Origin of the sequence: Mycolicibacterium chlorophenolicum (assembly GCF_001044235.1) — a bacterium.
Classification (GTDB): domain Bacteria; phylum Actinomycetota; class Actinomycetes; order Mycobacteriales; family Mycobacteriaceae; genus Mycobacterium; species Mycobacterium chlorophenolicum.
Window position 1 is genome coordinate 14,077 of sequence record NZ_JYNL01000006.1, and the last position, 17,986, is coordinate 32,062.

Consider the following 17,986-nt stretch of genomic DNA (forward strand, 5'->3'; position numbering starts at 1 on the left):
TCGTGATCAAGCCGCAGAACACCAACACCGAATTCCACCTCGGCGGCATCAACCACGTCGCGCTGGTGTGTTCGGACATGGCCAGGACCGTCGACTTCTACAGCAACGTGCTGGGCATGCCGCTGATCAAGTCGCTGGATCTGCCCGGCGGGATGGGCCAGCATTTCTTCTTCGACGCCGGCAACGGTGACTGCGTCGCGTTCTTCTGGTTCGCCGACGCGCCCGACCGGGTGCCGGGCATCTCCTCGCCGGAGGCGATCCCGGGCATCGGTGACATCGTCAGCGCCGTGAGCACGATGAACCATCTGGCGTTCCACGTGCCGGCCGAGCAGTTCGACGCCTACCGGCAGAAGCTCAAGGACAAAGGTGTGCGGGTCGGTCCGGTGCTCAACCACGACGAGAGCCCGGCGCAGGTGTCGGCGACGCTGCACCCGGGCGTCTACGTGCGCTCGTTCTACTTCCTCGATCCCGACGGCATCACGTTGGAATTCGCCTGCTGGACCAAGAAATTCACCTCAGACGACGCGATGGCCACGCCGAAGACCGCGGCCGATCGCCGGGTGCCCGCCGCCGCGCAGCCCTGACGTCAGCCGGCGCGCCTGGATCTGCGCGGCGCCGCCGAGCGTGGCGGCCGTGACCGCATGTGGTCGCGGGCGCGGGTCATCAGCGTGCCCAGCGTGCGCACATCGCGCTCCGACAGCGGCTCGAACAGCAATTCGCGCACCACGTCGATGTGGCCGGGCAGGACCGCGGCGACCCGCTCCCGGCCGGCCTCGGTGATGTCGACGACCGTGGCACGCTGGTCGTCAGGACTGGCCCGCCGGGTGATCAGCCCGTCGCGTTCGAGCAGTCCCGCCTGATGGGTCAGGCCGGACCGGCTGTACACCACCCCGTCCGCGAGATCGGTCATGGTGAGCGCGCGCCCATCCGCTGTGGCCAGTTTGGCGAGAATCTCGAATTGCACGTAGCTGAGCCCGCCTTCGGCCTGTAGCTGCTGGCGTACCGCGTACTGCAGCAGGCTCACCGCTTCGGTCAACGCGAAGTAGGTGTGCATCTGCACCGGATTCAGGGACTCCGCCATCCCGTCAGCCTAGTGCTTCGATGACGAAGCACGGTCCGGTCAGCGGTGCAGCGTGAGCCCGTCGACGATCTTGTCCACGGTCTTGCGTTCGGCCCGCACCGCGAGGCCGACGAGGTCGAGATCGGCGCGCCCGCGGGCCGCCACCTCGGCCCGGTTGTCCTCGTCGTTGCCGGTGCCGAACAGCGCGGCGGTGAAGACGGCCGGGACGATCCCCCGGCGGTGGGCACGGTCGAGCGTGCGCGAGAGCCGCGCCGCATCGGCCTCGAAGACCAGGACGGGCTGCCCGAACATCGGGGTGTACGGCGTGCCGTCGGCATCCTCGTACGGCGACCCGATGCACTCCTCGGCGGTCGCCGCGATCCCGCTGGCCAGGAACGCGGTCGCGTTCAGCTTCTGCCACGTGGGCAGCGTGTCGAGCAGGACGACGGCGATCTTGGTCGGATGCAGTGGTCGGCGCATCACCGCTGTGTCCATCACTGATTCGGTCATAGTGGCCGAAGATAGAGGTAAAACAGGCGCTGGCTCCCCTTTGCCGAACATAATTCGGGACCCGCATGTCAGACTCGGGGCATGGACGAATGGGATTCGGCGATCGTGGCGGCGCTGCAGGCAGACGGTCGGCGCAGCAACCGCGACCTGGCCGCCGCTCTGGGGGTGTCACCGTCGACCACGCTGGAGCGGGTCCGCGCGCTGCGCGATCGTGGCGTACTCGGCGGGGTGCACTACACGGTCGATCCGGCCGCCCTCGGCCGCCCGGTGCAGGCGATGATCACCGTGCGTCTGCGCCCGCAGTCACGCCAGGTGATCCACGGATTCCGCGATTTCGTCCGGCAGCTTCCGGAGACTCTGCAGCTGTTCGTCACCACCGGCACCGAGGATCTGCTGGTGCACGTCGCGGTGGCGTCCACCGAGGCGCTGCGCGACTTCGTGCTCGACTCGCTGACCAAACGCCGCGAGGTCGCCGGCGTCCGCACCGAGGTGGTGTTCGAGCACGTGCGCAACCACGTGGTGCGCCCCGCCGGCTGAGCGCGGCCGGCGCTCAGGCGTCGACCGGGTTGACGCGGCTGACGATCAGCGGATCGGCCGGGGTGAACGGGAAGTCCGGCAGATCGTCGATGTGGGTCTCGAACGTCGCGGCGAGCACTTCGCGGCTGTAGGCGCTCGCCGACGCCCGGTAACCGATGTCGGCCGGGAACGGCTGGTCGAAGAAGATCAGGAAGTGCCACTCGTCGCTGCCGATGTTCTCGATGTGATGCGGGTAGGCCCGCGGGATGAAGTACATGTCGCCGGCCTTCATCGTCCAGGTGTCGAGACGTCCCTCCGGCGTCATGATCGTCATCCGGGCCTGACCCTGCCGGACATACCCCATCTCGGCGGTGACCGGATGCCAGTGTGGTTCCCGCATACCGTCTTCGGCGACGCGCAGGCTGTACATCGAGATGTCCTTGAGGGCGGGCCAGAACTGATCGCGGGCGAAGCGCGCCGACCCGCTGGCGTAGTTCAGACCCGGCGCTTGCGCCTCGATGTCGAACGTGTGGGGATCGTCGAAGTGGGCGACGGCGGGAATCTCGGGAGCGCCGCTGCGGGCGGCCAACTTCCGGTCGACGGTGCTGCGCCGGAGCACCGACAGGTCCGAGGCCGGCAGGCTGTAGGTGTTGCCCAGCACGGCGTCGGTGAACGCCCCGAAGGTCGCGCCCAGACCGAAGTCCTCGGGCCGTTCGTTGCGGAAGGCGATGACGAACTCGGCGACGCCGTCGCCGATGTTCTCGATGTGATGCAGTGCGCCGGAGTCGATGTGGAACATCTGGCCGGCGGTGACGATGAAGGTGCTGAACCTACTGTGGTTGTCGAGCACCGACACCAGCGCGGTGCCGGCGACGCAGTAGGTGAGTTCGTTGGCGTTGGCGTGCCAGTGTGGGGTGCGCATCGCACCCGGGTTCAGGACGAGGCGCTTGATCGACAGGTTCTTGAGCACCGGCAGGTGCTCGGCGCTGACGCGGCGCATCGAACCGAAGTCGTTCTCCTCGACGATGTCGCCCTCGTGCAGGGACGTGGTGAAGGGGGTCGGCGGTGTCGTCATGGTGATCCTCCTGCGGTGGAACTTCCTCCACCACAACCCTCACCGACCCGACCGCTGGTGTCATGGACGCTGGCCGCCAACGTGATTACCGCTAGCGGTACCTCTGGCTATCCGTCGTCGGTGTAGAGGCGCGGGTCGGCGAGTTGGTCGATCAGGGTGCCGAGCTGAATCGCCAACTGCGCGGCCGTGACTCGCAGATCGTCGACCAGCCACGCGCTCAGCGTCTGCGCCACCCCGCCGACGACGAAGTGCGCGGCGGCCGCGATCCGCTCGTTGGCCTCGATGTCGAGCCCGGCGCTGGCGTGCTGACCGGACAGCAGCGCGAACAGGGCACCGGACTCGGCACGCTTGCGAACCACCACCGGGTTGGCCAGGTGCGCGCTGAACAACAGCCGGCCCACCCGCGGATCATCGGCGATGGTGCGCACGATGTTGGCCATGGCCGCGTGGTTCTGCTCGGCGGGCGGGGCGGCCGCCATCGCGGCCTGGGTGGTGCTCGCGATGTCGCCCACCACGCGGTCGAACACCGCCGCCACGAACGCGTCCTTGTCGGTGAAACTCTCGTAGAAGTAGCGGGCCGCCAGGCCGGACTGCGCGCAGATCGCGCGCACCGTGAGTTCCGCGGGGGTGGGTCCGCCGCCGAGCAGATCGAGACCGGCCTCGAGCAGCCGCTGCCGACGCTGCGCCATCCGTTGCTGCGCATCGACGCCGCGGTACGGGCGGAGCTGGGCCATACCCCATCTTGACACCCGGCCGACGTCGCGACCAGAATCAGGAAACGCACGTTCGCAGTTTCGGCGTGGGTGCGAGAGGAGCGGTCGATGACGGTGAACGATTCGAAGACGGCGACGACGACCGGCGACGGGATGCTCGGACTCGGGCTGCTGGCCGGTCCCGCGAACGTGATCATGCAGCTCGCGCGCCCCGGCGTGGGGTACGGCGTCCTCGAGAGCCGTGTCCACAGCGGCCGGGTCGACCTGCACCCGATCAAGCGAGCGCGGACCACCTTCACCTACCTGGCGGTCTCGACCAACGGCACCGACGCGCAGAAGGCCGCGTTCCGGCGCGCCGTCAACCGGGCGCACGCGCAGGTGTACTCGCTCGATTCCAGCCCGGTCTCCTACCACGCATTCGACAAGGACCTGCAGCTGTGGGTCGGGGCGTGCCTGTACAAGGGGGTCGTCGACGTGCACCGGCTCTTCGTGGGCGAACTGGACGACGACACCGCCGACCAGCTGTTCGTGCAGGGCCGCAAGCTCGGCACGATGCTGCAGGTGCCCGAGGACATGTGGCCGGCCGACCGCGCGGCGTTCGACCGCTACTGGCAGGAGTCGCTGGACAAGGTGCACATCGACGACACCGTGCGGGAGTACCTCTATCCCATCGCGGCGTCGCGCGTGCGGGGGGTGCGCCTGCCGGGGCCGATGCAACGCTGGTCGGAGGAAGCGGCCCTGCTGATCACCACCGGCTTCCTGCCGCAGCGCTTCCGCGACGAGATGCGGCTGCCCTGGGATGCCAAGCGCCAGAAGCGGTTCGACCGGCTGATCACGGTACTGCGCACCGTGACGGCCTTCTCGCCGCGGGTGGTGCGGGAGTTCCCCTTCAACCTCCTGCTCAGAGACGTCGACTGGCGGATCCGCACCGGCCGCCCGCTGGTCTGAGTCCTGTCAGGATCGGGGCGTATAACCGGTCCGGTGCGAAGCGACAACGACACCTGGGACATCACCACCAGCGTCGGCTCGACGGCCTTGTTCGTCGCGGCCGCCCGCGCGCTGGAGGCGGCCAAGACGAATCCCGTTGCGGTGGACGCCTTCGCGGCGGTGTTCTGCCGCGCGGTCGGCGGTGAATGGGCGGCGCTGCTCGACGGGTCCGCGCCCGACCACAGGCTCGCGACACCGTGGGGCGAGCGGTTCGTCGATTACCAGGCTGCCCGCACCCGGTTCTTCGACGACTACTTCACCGCCGCCGCGGCCGCCGATATCCGGCAGATCGTGGTCCTGGCCGCGGGTCTGGACTCGCGGGCCTACCGGCTGCGGTGGCCGGCGCGCACCGTGGTCTTCGAACTCGACCAGCCCCGGGTGCTGGAGTTCAAGCGCCAGGTGCTCGCCGACTACGGCGCCACGCCGCGGGCCGCCCGCGTGGAGGTGCCGGTGGACCTGCGCGACGACTGGCCGCGCGCGCTGCGCGATGCCGGCTTCGATCCGTCGGAGCCGTCGGCGTGGATCGCCGAGGGACTGCTGATCTATCTGCCCGCCGCCGCCCAGGACGAGTTGTTCGCCGGCATCGCTGCGTTGTCCGCGCCGGGCAGTGAGGTCGCGGTCGAAGAATCCACCCCGATGGACAGTGAGGCGTTCCGTGCGGCCCGCGAGGAGGAACGCGCCCGGGGCGAGGAGGGTTCGTTCTTCACCCTCGTCTACAACGAGCAGCATCGGCCCGCCGCGCAGTGGTTCGGGGAGCGCGGATGGAACGCCACGGCCGTGCCGCTTCCCGCGCTGCTCGCCGAGCTCGGTCGGCCCGTGCCCGCACCGGATTCCGAGGCGGGTTCGATGATCAGCACGACCAGCCTGGTCAGGGCGGTCAAGCCGCGCTGACGAGGTGACCCGGCTCACCGGGCCGTCGCACCCCGTGCCTCTCGACAGTGAGGTTATGCAATGCTAACTTCAGCGCGAGTTAGCTAAGGCAACCATAACCAACGGGGAGACATGGGACGTGACACGCTCGCGGCTGCCGGTGATCCGGTGGCGGTCCTCACGTCCCGGCCCGACCCCGAGGTCGTCAGCCGCTTCGCCACCTGCTGCCGCGCGCTGGGCCTGTCGGTGCACGAGCGGCGCCGGCCCGCTGACCTGAGCGCGGCCCGGGCCGGCTTCAGCGCGCTGACGAGGATGGCCCACGATCAGTGCGACGCCTGGACGGGACTGGCCGCCGCCGGCGACGTCTCGCCGCGAGTCATCGAGAACGTCTGGCAGACCCGTGCCTCGGCCGGGGCTCTGCAGCGCGAGACCGGGCTCGCCCCCGGGGCACTCGGATTCGCTTACGACACCGGGCTTTACCTGCGCTTGCGTGCCACCACTGCCGATGATTTCGCCCTCGCCTACGCCGTCTGTCTGGGGGACGCCGCCGGCTACGCGGATGCCGACCAGCTCGTCGGTCAGCTGCTCGGGCGCCGACCCGGATGGTTGCCGGCCCGCTGGGTCCGGGTGGTGCTGCACCACCGGACGGCGCGCTGGGCCGACGTGGTGCGGCTGCTCACGCCGGTGGTGGCCGACGAGTCGCTCGACGAGACCTACCGCCACGCCGCGCGGATCACCCTCGGCGTCGCGCTGGCCCGGCTGGGCATGTTCGCTCCCGCCCTGTCCCACCTCGACCGTCCGGAAGGGCCGATCGCCCTGGCCGCGGTCGACGGGGCGTTCGCCAAGGCGCTGTGCCTGCGCGCGCAGGGGCAGGACGAGGACGCCCTCGAGCTGCTGCAGGAGCTCTACGCCGCGAACCCCGACAACACCGCGATCGAGGACGCGCTGTCCGACGGGACCTACGGCATCCTCACCACCACCGCCGCCCGCATCGAGGCCCGCAGCAACCCATGGGATCCGCAGACCGAGCCGGGGGAGGCCGACTTCGTCGACCCGGGCGCCAAGGACCGCAAGGCGCACCTGCTGGCCGAGGCCGAGGCCGAACTCGCGGAGTTCATCGGCCTCGAGGAGGTCAAGTATCAGGTCGCGCGCCTCAAAAGCTCTGTCGCGATGGCGATCCGGCGTCAGGATCGCGGCCTCGCCGTGGCCCAGCGGACCAACCACCTGGTGTTCGCCGGCCCTCCCGGAACGGGCAAGACCACCATCGCCCGCGTCGTCGCCAAGATCTACTGCGGACTCGGCCTGCTCAAGAAGGAGACCGTCCGCGAGGTGCACCGCGCCGACCTGATCGGGCAGCACATCGGGGAGACGGAGGCCAAGACCAACGCGATCATCGACAGCGCGCTCGACGGCGTGCTGTTCCTCGACGAGGCGTACGCGCTGGTGTCCACCGGCGCGAAGAACGACTTCGGGCTGGTCGCCATCGACACCCTGCTGGCCCGCATGGAGAACGACCGCGACCGCCTGGTCGTCATCGTCGCGGGCTACCGTAAGGACCTCGACATGTTCCTCGACACCAACGAGGGGCTGCGCTCCCGCTTCACCCGCAGCATCGACTTTCCCTCCTACTCGGCCGCCGAGCTCGTCGAGATCGCCACGCGGATGGCCGAAAAGCGTGACTCCCGCTTCGAGGAGCAGGCCCGCGCCGACATGGAACGCCTGTTCGCCCACCTCGCGCAGGCCACCACCCCCGACGGAAACGGGGTGCAGCGGCGCAGCCTCGACATCGCCGGCAACGGACGGTTCGTGCGCAACCTCGTCGAACGTTCCGAGGAGGAGCGCGAATACCGGCTCGACCACGCCGAATCCGACGACTTCACCGACGACGATCTGATGACGATCACCGCCGCCGACGTCGCCGCTTCCGCCGAGCCACTGCTGCGCGGACTCGGATTGACGATGGCGCCGTGACCTCACCGCAGCCCGACCGGCGCTCGTTCACCTCGCGCACGCCGGCCCGCGAGAACCCTGATCCCGCCGCGCGCCGGCGCGGCTTCGTCACCCGTCACCAGGTGACCGGATGGCGATTCGTCATGCGCCGCATCGCCTCCGGCGTCGCGCTGCACGACACCCGGATGCTCGTCGACCCGCTGCGCAGCCAGTCACGCGCGGTGCTGGTCGGGGCGCTGATCCTGGTCACCGGCCTGATCGGCTGCTTCCTGTTCTCGCTGATCCGCCCCGGTGGGGCGGTGGGCACCGATCCGGTGCTGGCCGACAGGGAGACCGCGGCGCTCTACGTCAAACTCGGTGACCAGCTGCACCCGGTGCTGAACCTGACCTCGGCGCGGCTGATCACCGGCAGGCCCGACAACCCGGCCCTGGTCAAGACCAGTGAGCTCGACCGGTTCCCGCGCGGCAACATGCTCGGCATCCCCGGCGCGCCGGAACGCATGTCCCCCAACGAGACGCGCGATGCGTACTGGTCGGTGTGCGATGCGGCGACCGGTTCGTCGACCGGTGTCACCGTGATCGCGGGCCCGCCCGCCGAGGGCGGTGAACGTGCGGCCGCGCTGCCCGGCGGCCACGCGGTGCTCGCCGAGAACGACGGCCGCACCTGGCTGCTGTGGAACGGCAGGCGCAGCGCGATCGATCTCGCCGACCGCGCGGTCACCGGCGGTCTCGGGCTCGGCGACACGGACACGGCACCGGCGCCGATCGCGCCCGGACTGTTCAACGCCATCCCGGAGGCCCCGCCGCTGAGGGCGCCCGTCATCCCCGGTGCCGGCGCCCCGTCCCCACTGTCCCTGCCGGTGTCCGCGCCCGTCGGCGCCGTGGTCGTCTCCTACGACACCGACAACACGCTGCGGCACTACGTCGTCCTCGCCGACGGACTGCAGCCCGTCTCACCGGTGGTGGCCGCGATCCTGCGCAACACCGACTCCTACGGCCTCGACCAGCCGCCCCGCCTCGGCGCCGACGACGTGGCACGCCTGCCGGCCGCCCGCGGCATCGACCTCAGCGCGTACCCGTCCGATCCGGTCACTCTGACCGATACCGCGTCCGCCCCGGTGATCTGCGCGTCGTGGGCCAAACCCGAAGGGGCCGAGACGAGTTCGCTGACGTTGCGGAACGGGGCGGCGCTGCCCGTTCCCGACGGGCAACGCGCGGTGGAGCTGGTGAGCTCCGGAACGCCCGGCGGCCCCGCCGACAGGGTGGTGCTGCCCCCGGGCCGCGGCTACTTCGTCGACAGTGCCGGTGCGCAGTTCTGGGTCAGCGACACCGGTGTGCGCTTCGGCATCGAGGGCGAGGACACCGCCGCGGCACTGGGGCTGCAGTCCGCGCCGCTGCCCATCCCTTGGGCGGTGCTCTCGCAGTTCGCGGCGGGACCGACCCTGTCGCGCACCGACGCGCTGCTCGCCCACGACTCGCTGGCGCCCGACCCCGCGCCGGCCCGGATGGAGACCCCATGAGCCGGTTGATCTTCGAGCACCGCAAGCGGGTGCCGCCGCCGGTCACCCGCAAGGGCACGATCACCATCGAACCGCCACCGGAACTGCCGCGCGTCGTGCCGCCCTCGCTGCTGCGCCGGGCGCTGCCCTATCTGATCGTGATCCTCATCGTCGGCATGATCGTCGCGCTGGTCGCGACCGGCCTGCGGCTGATCTCACCGACCACGTTGTTCTTCCCGTTCGTGTTGCTGCTGGCCGCCACCGCGCTCTACCGCGGCTCGGACAACAAGATGCGCACCGAGGAGGTCGACGCCGAACGGGCCGACTATCTGCGGTACCTGTCCGTGGTCCGGGACAACGTCCGTGCCCACGCCGACGAGCAGCGAGCGGCGTTGGAGTGGTCGCATCCCGATCCCGTCGCGCTGTCCGCCGTCCCGGGCACCCGCCGGCAGTGGGAACGCGACCCGCACGACGCCGACTACCTGGTGCTGCGCGCCGGTCTGCACGATCAGGCGCTCGATGCGGCCCTGCGGGTCACCGACACCGCCGACGAGATCGACCTGGAACCGTTGTCGCACAGTACTCTTCGCGGACTGTTCGACACCCAGCGGACGCTGCACGCCGCCCCCGCCGGGATCGACCTGGCCGCGACCGCGCGCATCACCGTCCTCGGCGACCCCGACGAGGTCGCCGCGGCGCTGCGGGCCTGGATCGCGCAGGCGATGACGTGGCACGACCCGTCGGTCCTCGGTATCGCGTTCGCCGGCGCCGCCCTCGAATCCTATGCCTGGTCCTGGCTGAAGTGGCTGCCGCACGCCGACATCCCCGGCCAGGCCGACGGGGTCGGCCCGGCCCGTCACCTCGCGACCGACGCCGCGGAACTGCACCGCACGCTGGCGCCGGCGCTGACCGGCCGGCCCGCGTTCACGGGGGACGGGACCGCCGAGGCCCGACACCTTCTCGTCGTGCTCGACGACCCGGACGCCGACCCGGCCGCGTTCGTCGGCCGCGGCCTGGCAGGCGTGACCGTGATCCATCGATCCGCCGAAGAGCCGCACCGCGAACAGTATTCGGACCCGGAACGACCGATCCTGCACATCGTCGACGGTCGGATCCAGCGCTGGCAGAACGGGGACTGGGCACCCTTCATCGACACCGCCGACCGGCTCGGCGCGGCCGATGCGCGGCACCTCGCCCGCCGCCTGTCCCGGTGGGACTCGCAGCCCGGCCACGGCCGGTCCGCCACCACCGGCGGCGCGACCTTCACGACACTGCTCGGCATCCGGGATGCGTCCGCACTCGACGTCGCGGCGCTGTGGGCGCCCCGCCATCGGGACGACGAGTTGCGGGTCCCGATCGGTGTCACCGCGACCGGCGAACCGCTGATCTTCGACCTGAAGGACGAAGCCGAGGGCGGCATGGGCCCTCACGGCCTGATGATCGGCATGACGGGTTCGGGCAAGTCGCAGACCCTGATGGCGATCCTGCTGGCGCTGCTGACCACGCATCCGGCCGACCGGCTGATCGTCATCTACGCCGACTTCAAAGGCGAAGCGGGCGCCGACATCTTCCGCGATTTCCCGCAGGTCGTCGCCGTGATCTCGAACATGGCCGAGAAGCGCTCGCTGGCAGACCGATTCGCCGACACGCTGCGCGGCGAGGTGGCCCGGCGTGAGCACGCGCTCAAGGAGGCGGGCCGCCGGGTGCAGGGCAGCGCCTTCACCTCGGTGACCGAGTACGAGAACGCGATCGCCGACGGGCATGACCTGCCGCCGATGCCGACGTTGCTGGTGGTGGCCGACGAGTTCACGCTGATGCTGGCGGACCACCCCGAGTACGCCGAGCTGTTCGACTACATCGCCCGCAAGGGCCGCTCGTTCCGCATCCACCTGCTGTTCGCGTCGCAGACCCTCGACGTCGGCCGCATCAAGGACATCGACAAGAACACGTCGTACCGGATCGGGCTGAAGGTGGCGAGCCCGAGCGTGTCACGCCAGATCATCGGCGTGGAGGACGCGTTCCACATCGAACCGGGCCGCAACCACAAAGGGGTCGGTTACCTCGTGCCCGCCCCCGGCGCCCGGCCGGTCAAGTTCCGCAGCACGTACGTCGACGGCATCTACGAGCCGCCGCGGGTCGACCGTTCCGTTGTCGTGCATGCGATTCCGCAGCCTCAGCTGTTCACCGCGGACCGGGTGGAGCCGGAGCCCGACACCGTGATCGTCGACGACGGCGCCGACGTCGAGGTGCCCACACCGCGCAAGTTGATCGCCACGATCGGCGCCCAACTGGCCCGCTACGGTCCCCGCGCGCCGAAGCTGTGGCTGGCCCCGCTCGACGAGCCGATCCCCCTCGAGGGATTGCTCGCCCGGGCCGGTGTCCGCGAACAGCGGTGGCGCTGGCCCCTCGGCGAGATCGATCGGCCTTTCGAGATGCGTCGCGACCCCCTGGTGTTCGACGCCACGTCCGCGGCGGCCAACGTCGTGATCCACGGCGGCCCCAAGTCCGGGAAATCCACCGCGCTGCAGACCTTCGTGATGTCCGCAGCAGCCCTGCACGCCCCCGGCGACGTGACGTTCTACTGCCTCGACTACGGCGGCGGACGGCTGCGCGACCTTCAGGACCTGGCCCACGTCGGCAGCGTGGCCTCCCCGCTGGAACCCGAACGCATCCGGCGCACCTTCGGCGAACTCGATCAGCTGCTACGGGCGCGCCGGCAGCGCGGCGCCGCCGAGCGCACCGACCACGAAGACGGATACGGCGAGGTCTTCCTGCTGATCGACAACCTGTACGCCTTCACCCGCGACAACACGGACACGTTCAACACGCGGAACCCGTTGCTGGCCAGGGTGACCGAGCTCGTCAACACCGGGCTGGCCTACGGCATCCACGTCGTGGTCACGACGCCGAACTGGCTCGAGGTGCCGCTGGCCATGCGCGACGGGCTCGGGTTGCGGCTGGAGCTCAAGCTGTCCGACGCGCGCGACAGCAACGTGCGGGTCGCCGGTGCGCTGCGCCGGCCCGCCGACAGCGTGCCTGCCGACCAGCCGGGCCGCGGCCTCACCATGGCCGCCGAACACTTCCTGTTCGCCCGACCCGCGCTCGACACCATCCCGCAGCTCAATGCGCGCCACCCGGGCCGCAGCGCACCGCCGGTGCGGTTGCTGCCGACGAGCCTGTCACCCGGCGAGCTCGGCCCGCTCTACCCGGCGCCCGAACGCGTCGTCATCGGGGCGCGGGAGGAGGACCTCGCACCGGTGACCGTCGACTTCGCCGCCAACCCGCTGCTGATGGTCTTCGGTGACGCGAGGACGGGCAAGACCACGCTGCTGCGTCATCTCATCCGCACCCTGCGGGAGAGTTCGCGTCCGGATCAGGTGGCGTTCACGGTCATCGACCGGCGCCTGCAGCTCGTCGACGAGCCGCTCTTCCCCGACAACGAGTACACCCCCAACATCGACCGGATCCTGCCCGCGATGCTCGGATTGTCGGCACTGCTCGAGAAGCGCAGGCCCCCTGCGGGTCTGAGCGCGCAGCAGCTGCAGGGGTGGGACTTCCGGCGCGCCGGTGGCGACGGCCACCTGCACTATCTGATCATCGACGATGTCGACCAGATCCCGGACGGGCCGGCCATCGGCGGTCCCTTCGTCGGTCAGCGGCCGTGGACGGCGTTGATCGGGCTGCTGGCCCAGGCCTCCGATCTCGGCCTGCGGGTGATCGTCACCGCGCGCGCCGCCGGTGCGGCCCACGCGGTGATGACCGCGCCGCTGCTGCGCCGACTCAACGACCTGCAGGCGACGACGCTCATGCTGTCCGGTCACCCACAGGAGAGCGGCAAGATCCGCGGGCACCGGTTCCACCGGCTCCCCGCCGGCCGCGCTCTGCTGCTCGACGACGACAACCACTCCGATGCCCCGACGTTCGTCCAGCTCGTCGATCTGCTTGCAGCCGAGGCGGTTTCATCGACTTCCGGCACACATTCGGCGCACCGAGGAAAGGAACTGTAGATGACGCTGCGCGTGGTCCCCGAAGGTCTCACCGCGGCCGCTGCGGCCGTCGAGGCGCTCGCGGCCAAGATGGCGGCCGTGCACGCCGCCGCGGCGCCTGCGGTCACCGCCGTGGTCCCGCCCGCCGCCGACCCGGTGTCGCTGCAGACCGCCGCCGGTCTCAGCGCGCACGGCGCCGAGCACCAGGCGGCCGCCGCGCAGGGCGTCACCGAACTGGGGCGCGCCGGCGTCGGCGTCGGGGAGTCCGCGATCAGCTATGCCAGTGGCGACGCGATGGCCGCGTCGGCCTACCTGACGGCGCGCGGCTGACATGACCGCCCCCGTGTGGATGGCGCTGCCGCCCGAGGTGCACTCGGCGCTGCTCAGCAGCGGACCCGGTCCGGGTTCGCTGCTCGCCGCGGCGGCGGCATGGCATTCCCTGAGCGCCGAATATTCCACTGCAGCCGCAGAACTCACCGATGTCTTGGCCGCCGTGCAGGCGGGTGGCTGGGAGGGGCCGAGCTCGGAACAGTACCTGGCGGCGCACACCCCCTACCTGGCCTGGCTCGCGCAACGCAGCGCCGACAGTGCGGCCGCCGCCGCGCAGCACGAGGCGGCCGCGGCGGCCTACGCGAGCGCGGTGGCGACCATGCCGACACTGCCGGAACTGGCGCTGAACCACGCCACACACGCCGTCCTGGTGGGGACGAACTTCCTGGGCGTCAACACGATTCCGATCGCGCTCAACGAGGCCGACTACGTGCGCATGTGGATCCAGGCCGCCACCACCATGGGCACCTACCAGGCGGTGTCGGGCGCCGCACTGGCCGCGACCCCGACCGCGACGCCGGCACCGTCGATACTCCTGCCCGGTGTGGGGGAAGCGGGCCGGGCGGCGGCCGACACGTCGGGTGCCGCCGCGCAGGTGCAGGCCGCGCAGGCCGGTGCCGCGTTCGACCTCAGCGACGTCATCGCCGACCTGATCCGGGCCTACGGTGAGATCCTGCGGTTCCTCTTCGAGCCGATCTTCGACTTCCTGCGCGACCCGATCGGCAACACCATCGCGCTGATCACCGACTTCCTCACCAACCCCGCGCAGGCGCTGGTGACCTGGGGGCCGTTCCTGCTGGCCGTCGTCTACCAGGCGGTGTCATGGATCGGCGCCTCGATCCTGTACCCGTCGCTGTTCCTGCTGCCGTTGGCGGCCACCACGCTGGCCATCGTGCTCGGCGTCGGTGCGCAGCTGCTCGACCAGCTGCCCGCCGCTCCCGCCGACACCCCCGCCGAGCAGGCGCCGGCCACCCAGGCGCCCCCGGGGCGTGCCGAGCAGCAGCAGCCGGCCCCGCTGGCCTTCGGTTCACCCGCACCGGCGGGCACGGCAGCGACCGTGGTGAACACGGTGACCGGCGGCCCGGTCTCGACCGCCGCCGCCCCGGCCGCCGCCGCTGCGCCGTTCGCGCCCTACGTCGTCGCCGGTCAGGATCCGGGCGGGGGTGTCACCCCGACGGTGCGTGACCGCACCGGCGCGCAGGCTCCCGCCGCCGCGATCCCCGCGGCTGCGGCAGGTATCGCCGCCTCTGCCGCCGAGCGGCGCCGCCGACGCCGACGGCAGAAGGACGACGTGGTGGGCCGCGGGTACGCCGATGCCTACCTCGACGCCGAGGACGGACCCGGGCGCGACAATGCCCGTGCCGACGAGCCGCCGGTCACCGCCTCGTTGCGCGGCGCCGGACCGATGGGCTTCGCCGGCACCCTCGACACCGGTGCGGTCGAGGCGGCCGGCCTGACCACGCTGGCCGGCGATCCGTTCGGCGGCGGGCCCACGAGCCCGATGCTGCCGGCGTCGTGGGACCCGGCGGCCGACGAACCTCCACCCGAGGAACACCACCACCACCGAAGGGAAAACCCATGAGCCTGCTCGACGCTCACATTCCGCAGCTGATCGCCTCGGAGATCGCCTTCGGCGCCAAGGCGGCCCTGATGCGCAGCACCATCTCCCAGGCCGAACAGGCGGCCCAGTCCGCCCAGGCCTTCCACATGGGTGAGTCCTCGGCCGCGTTCCAGGCCGCACACGCGCGCTTCGTCGAGGTCTCGGCGAAGATCAACGCCCTGCTCGACCTCGCGCAGGCCAACGTCGGCGACGCGGCCGGGTCCTATGTCGCCGAGGACGCCGCCGCCGCGAGCACCTACACCGCCGTCTGACCCGCCCGCACGAGAGGAAGAACCGCCATGTCGCAGATCATGTACAACTATCCGGCGATGCTGGCCCATGCGGGCGAGATGTCCGGTTACGCAGCCGCTCTGCACGCCGTCGGCGCCGACGTCGCCAGTGAGCAGGCAGCACTGCGGGGTGCCTGGCAGGGGGACACCGGGATGACCTACCAGGCCTGGCAGGCGCAGTGGAACACCAGCCTCGAAGAACTGGTACGCGCGTACCAGGCGATGGCCAACACGCACGAGATGAACACCACCTCGATGGCGGCGCGCGACCAGGCCGAGGGTGCCAAGTGGGGCTGAACCGGGCTCGTGGGCACTGACGCCGTCGAGCTCAGCGCCGACGGCGCCTGGTTCCTCGCTGACGTTCTCGGGGCCGGATCCTTCCCGTGGGTGCTCGCGATCACGCCGCCGTACACCGATCTGTCGCAGCGCGCGGAGTTCGAGAGGCACCAGACCGACACGCTGAGCCGGATGGGGGTGCTGCGCCCCGACGGCGCCGTCGAGCCGTCGGTGGCACGCTGGATCCGGTTGGTGTGTCGCCCTTTTGAGTGGCTGGAGCTCCGGTACGTCGCGCTTCGCGCGGCGATGCTGCGCGGCATCATCGTCCGCGACGCCTCGGGCACCGTCGTCGCGCTGCGCAGCGGCAGCCTGGTCACCTTCAGCGCGGTCGACGTCGACCACCCGCAGGCGTTGGTTCCGGCGCTGACGGCCGGATTGACCGGTGCGCCGCCCGCCCGCTTCGACCCGTTCTCGCTGCCGGCGCGCGCCGGCGCCGCGGCCGACCAGAAGATCCGCAACGGCGCCCCGGTCCACGCCCTGCTGGACCACCTCGGCATCCCGCCGTCCGCACGTCCGGTGGTGGTGGCCGCGTTCGAGGACGGCGGCACGTCGGTGGAGGTGATCGCGGGGCAGCACCGCGACGGCCACCGCGTCAGCACCGACGTCGGTGTGAGCATCGTGGACACCGCACGGGGCCGGGTCCTGGTCAGTCCCTCGAAAGCCTTCGACGGCGAATGGATCTCGACGTTCGCACCCGGTTCCGCCCCGGCGATCGCCGCCGCGGTCGAGCGCCTGACCGCCGAACTTCCCGACGGGCCGTGGTTCCCCGACCACCCCGTCACCCGAGACTTCGACGAAAGGCAGAAGCAACCATGTCCTCCGCTGTAGCCGACGACGGCATCGCCACCTCTCGCAACGCGGTGATGCCGATCGTGCGCGTCGCCGTGCTCACCACCGACGACCGCGGGGGCGCGCGGATGACCGACATCGCGCTGCCCGCCGAACTGCCTTTGCGCGAACTCATCCCGGCGGTGCAGCGTCTGGTCTCTCCGGCCGACGACGCTGCGGGTGCCGCCGTGCCGGTGAGCCTGGCGCCGATCGGCGGCGTCCCGTTCAGCCTCGACGCGACGTTGACCACCGTGGGTGTGGTCGACGGGGATCTGCTGGCACTGCAACCCGTCCCGGTCGGTCCGCCGGCACCGCGGATCGTCGAGGACATCGCCGACGCGGCGGTGATCTTCTCGGCCTCCCGCGAACGCCCCTGGGGCACTGCGGACATCCGGCGCGGCGCCACCGCCGCGGTGACGGGCCTGATGCTGATCGCGACCGCGTTCGCGGCGGCGCACCGCGCGGCCACCGGGGAGGCGATCGGGCTGTTCGTCGTGGCCGCCGTGGCGGCAGCCGGCGTCGTGGCGGCGTTGACGGCGAGGCCGCGGGCACCGCGGCTGGGTACAGCGCTGGCCGTCGCCGCCCTGCCACCGGTCGGCGCCGCGTTCGCCCTGGCGGTGCCCGGGGACTTCGGTCCGTCGACCGTCGTGCTCGGTGCGGCCGGTGTGGCCGCCTGGTCGATCATCAGCATCACGCTGGGGGAGCGGGCCCTGGCGCTGTTCACCGCCACCGCCGCGACGGCGCTGGGCGTGCTTCCCGCCGCAGCCGCCGCCGCACTGTGGACGCTGCCGCCGACCGAGCTCGGGTGCGCCCTGATCCTGGCCGCGCTGCTCCTCACGGTGCAGGCCGCGCAGCTGTCCGCGTTCTGCGCCCGCCTCCCGGTACCCACGCTTCCCGCGCCCGGCGACCCGGCGCCGTCCGCACTGCCACTGCGGGTGCTCGAGGACCTGCCGCGCCGTGTCCGCGCGACCGATGCGCACCAGACCGGGTTCCTGGCCGCAGGCGTGCTGCTCGCCGTCGCCGGGTCGGCCGCGCTGCTGTGGCCGGCGTTCCACGGCGGCGGCGCCTCTGCGTGGGCGTGGTACCTGGTGGTCGCGCTGGCGGCGGCCGCAGCGCTGCGGGCACGCGTGTGGGACTCCGCCGCATGCAAGGCCTGGCTGCTCGTTCACTCGTTCCTGGTCACGACCGTGGTGCTCGTGTCGTTCGCCGTCACCGGTGACGAGGTGGCGGCCTGGTGGACGCTCGCCGTGCTCACCGGACTCGTCGCGGCGTGGGTGGTGGCCGCACTGAATCCGCGGATCGCCCGGGCCGACACGTACTCGCTGCCGGCGCGGCGGCTGCTGGGGTTCGTCGCCGCGGGCCTGGACGCCTCCCTGATCCCGGTGATGGCGTACCTCGTGGGCCTGTTCACCTGGGTCGTGAACGGCTTCTAGAAC

At 71.1% G+C, this 17,986-nt stretch carries 17 protein-coding genes; 13 read left to right on the forward strand and 4 right to left on the reverse strand.

From position 1 onward, the window contains the following. Nucleotides 1-2: 2 nt before the first annotated feature. Entirely contained in the window at nucleotides 3-584 is a 582-nt protein-coding gene (locus MCHLDSM_RS02775; RefSeq protein ID WP_048468790.1) for a VOC family protein, read from the forward strand. Nucleotides 585-586: 2 nt separating this feature from the next. Here the strand turns inward: MCHLDSM_RS02775 and MCHLDSM_RS02780 are convergent, their stop codons facing one another. Together MCHLDSM_RS02780 and MCHLDSM_RS02785 are read right to left on the reverse strand one after the other, a co-directional pair. Then, the gene (locus MCHLDSM_RS02780) at nucleotides 587-1,081 is read right to left on the reverse strand and encodes a MarR family winged helix-turn-helix transcriptional regulator (protein ID WP_048468765.1); all 495 of its coding nucleotides are present in this window, start codon (nucleotides 1,079-1,081) and stop codon (nucleotides 587-589) included. Nucleotides 1,082-1,120: 39 nt separating this feature from the next. Continuing rightward, a complete protein-coding gene (locus MCHLDSM_RS02785; RefSeq protein WP_234713837.1) occupies nucleotides 1,121-1,570 on the reverse strand; it encodes a PTH2-like family protein in 450 nt (149 codons plus the stop codon). Between the two features lie 81 nt (nucleotides 1,571-1,651). Here MCHLDSM_RS02785 and MCHLDSM_RS02790 point away from each other — a divergent pair, with 81 nt between their 5' ends. After that, on the forward strand, nucleotides 1,652-2,107 hold the full coding sequence (locus tag MCHLDSM_RS02790) for an Lrp/AsnC family transcriptional regulator (protein WP_048468767.1): 456 nt from the start codon (nucleotides 1,652-1,654) through the stop codon (nucleotides 2,105-2,107). Between the two features lie 13 nt (nucleotides 2,108-2,120). Here the strand turns inward: MCHLDSM_RS02790 and MCHLDSM_RS02795 are convergent, their stop codons facing one another. After that, the gene (locus tag MCHLDSM_RS02795) at nucleotides 2,121-3,161 is read right to left on the reverse strand and encodes a cupin domain-containing protein (protein WP_048468768.1); all 1,041 of its coding nucleotides are present in this window, start codon (nucleotides 3,159-3,161) and stop codon (nucleotides 2,121-2,123) included. A gap of 107 nt (nucleotides 3,162-3,268) precedes the next feature. Next, nucleotides 3,269-3,895, reverse strand: a complete 627-nt coding sequence (locus tag MCHLDSM_RS02800) for a TetR/AcrR family transcriptional regulator (RefSeq protein ID WP_048468769.1) — start codon at nucleotides 3,893-3,895, stop codon at nucleotides 3,269-3,271. Between the two features lie 87 nt (nucleotides 3,896-3,982). Between MCHLDSM_RS02800 and MCHLDSM_RS02805 the strand changes: the two genes are divergently transcribed. The 11 genes from MCHLDSM_RS02805 to eccD all read left to right on the forward strand — a co-directional run bounded on the left by MCHLDSM_RS02805 (nucleotide 3,983) and on the right by eccD (nucleotide 17,983). Next, the gene (locus tag MCHLDSM_RS02805) at nucleotides 3,983-4,822 is read left to right on the forward strand and encodes an oxygenase MpaB family protein (RefSeq protein WP_082168669.1); all 840 of its coding nucleotides are present in this window, start codon (nucleotides 3,983-3,985) and stop codon (nucleotides 4,820-4,822) included. Nucleotides 4,823-4,855: 33 nt separating this feature from the next. Next, nucleotides 4,856-5,752 carry a class I SAM-dependent methyltransferase gene (locus MCHLDSM_RS02810; protein ID WP_048468771.1) on the forward strand — a complete coding sequence of 299 codons (897 nt, stop codon included), beginning with the start codon at nucleotides 4,856-4,858 and terminating at the stop codon, nucleotides 5,750-5,752. A 111-nt stretch (nucleotides 5,753-5,863) separates the two neighbouring features. Then, nucleotides 5,864-7,702: a type VII secretion AAA-ATPase EccA gene (gene eccA / locus MCHLDSM_RS02815; protein ID WP_082168670.1), complete on the forward strand. Its 1,839-nt coding sequence runs from the start codon at nucleotides 5,864-5,866 to the stop codon at nucleotides 7,700-7,702. Beyond that, the gene (eccB, locus tag MCHLDSM_RS02820) at nucleotides 7,699-9,201 is read left to right on the forward strand and encodes a type VII secretion protein EccB (protein ID WP_048468772.1); all 1,503 of its coding nucleotides are present in this window, start codon (nucleotides 7,699-7,701) and stop codon (nucleotides 9,199-9,201) included. The genes eccA and eccB overlap by 4 nt, the downstream gene beginning before the upstream one ends. Beyond that, on the forward strand, nucleotides 9,198-13,187 hold the full coding sequence (gene eccCa / locus MCHLDSM_RS02825) for a type VII secretion protein EccCa (protein WP_048468773.1): 3,990 nt from the start codon (nucleotides 9,198-9,200) through the stop codon (nucleotides 13,185-13,187). Before eccB ends, eccCa begins: the two co-directional genes overlap by 4 nt. Beyond that, nucleotides 13,188-13,496 (forward strand): PE family protein, encoded by a 309-nt coding sequence (locus MCHLDSM_RS02830; protein WP_048468774.1) that lies wholly within the window; start codon nucleotides 13,188-13,190, stop codon nucleotides 13,494-13,496. A gap of 1 nt (nucleotide 13,497) precedes the next feature. Further along, complete coding sequence (locus tag MCHLDSM_RS02835; protein WP_048468775.1) at nucleotides 13,498-15,078, forward strand: PPE family protein; 1,581 nt, start codon at nucleotides 13,498-13,500, stop codon at nucleotides 15,076-15,078. Then, a complete protein-coding gene (esxG, locus tag MCHLDSM_RS02840; protein ID WP_048468776.1) occupies nucleotides 15,075-15,368 on the forward strand; it encodes a type VII secretion system protein EsxG in 294 nt (97 codons plus the stop codon). Before MCHLDSM_RS02835 ends, esxG begins: the two co-directional genes overlap by 4 nt. Nucleotides 15,369-15,395: 27 nt before the next feature. Continuing rightward, nucleotides 15,396-15,683, forward strand: coding sequence for a WXG100 family type VII secretion target (locus MCHLDSM_RS02845; RefSeq protein ID WP_048468777.1), 288 nt, complete (start codon nucleotides 15,396-15,398; stop codon nucleotides 15,681-15,683). A 9-nt stretch (nucleotides 15,684-15,692) separates the two neighbouring features. Beyond that, the gene (locus MCHLDSM_RS02850) at nucleotides 15,693-16,550 is read left to right on the forward strand and encodes an ESX secretion-associated protein EspG (RefSeq protein ID WP_048468778.1); all 858 of its coding nucleotides are present in this window, start codon (nucleotides 15,693-15,695) and stop codon (nucleotides 16,548-16,550) included. Then, nucleotides 16,535-17,983, forward strand: a complete 1,449-nt coding sequence (eccD, locus tag MCHLDSM_RS02855) for a type VII secretion integral membrane protein EccD (RefSeq protein ID WP_048468779.1) — start codon at nucleotides 16,535-16,537, stop codon at nucleotides 17,981-17,983. The genes MCHLDSM_RS02850 and eccD overlap by 16 nt, the downstream gene beginning before the upstream one ends. The last annotated feature ends 3 nt before the right edge of the window (nucleotides 17,984-17,986 follow it).

Bases quoted from the DNA above. Each gene is read 5' to 3' on its own strand.
- eccA (WP_082168670.1), top strand. From the start codon at position 5,864: ATGGGACGTGACACGCTCGCGGCTGCCGGTGATCCGGTGGCGGTCCTC.
- MCHLDSM_RS02780 (WP_048468765.1), bottom strand. From the start codon at position 1,081: ATGGCGGAGTCCCTGAATCCGGTGCAGATGCACACCTACTTCGCGTTG.
- MCHLDSM_RS02830 (WP_048468774.1), top strand. From the start codon at position 13,188: ATGACGCTGCGCGTGGTCCCCGAAGGTCTCACCGCGGCCGCTGCGGCC.
- MCHLDSM_RS02790 (WP_048468767.1), top strand. From the start codon at position 1,652: ATGGACGAATGGGATTCGGCGATCGTGGCGGCGCTGCAGGCAGACGGT.
- MCHLDSM_RS02805 (WP_082168669.1), top strand. From the start codon at position 3,983: ATGACGGTGAACGATTCGAAGACGGCGACGACGACCGGCGACGGGATG.
- MCHLDSM_RS02795 (WP_048468768.1), bottom strand. From the start codon at position 3,161: ATGACGACACCGCCGACCCCCTTCACCACGTCCCTGCACGAGGGCGAC.
- MCHLDSM_RS02845 (WP_048468777.1), top strand. From the start codon at position 15,396: ATGTCGCAGATCATGTACAACTATCCGGCGATGCTGGCCCATGCGGGC.
- eccCa (WP_048468773.1), top strand. From the start codon at position 9,198: ATGAGCCGGTTGATCTTCGAGCACCGCAAGCGGGTGCCGCCGCCGGTC.
- MCHLDSM_RS02785 (WP_234713837.1), bottom strand. From the start codon at position 1,570: ATGACCGAATCAGTGATGGACACAGCGGTGATGCGCCGACCACTGCAT.
- esxG (WP_048468776.1), top strand. From the start codon at position 15,075: ATGAGCCTGCTCGACGCTCACATTCCGCAGCTGATCGCCTCGGAGATC.
- eccD (WP_048468779.1), top strand. From the start codon at position 16,535: ATGTCCTCCGCTGTAGCCGACGACGGCATCGCCACCTCTCGCAACGCG.
- MCHLDSM_RS02835 (WP_048468775.1), top strand. From the start codon at position 13,498: ATGACCGCCCCCGTGTGGATGGCGCTGCCGCCCGAGGTGCACTCGGCG.
- MCHLDSM_RS02800 (WP_048468769.1), bottom strand. From the start codon at position 3,895: ATGGCCCAGCTCCGCCCGTACCGCGGCGTCGATGCGCAGCAACGGATG.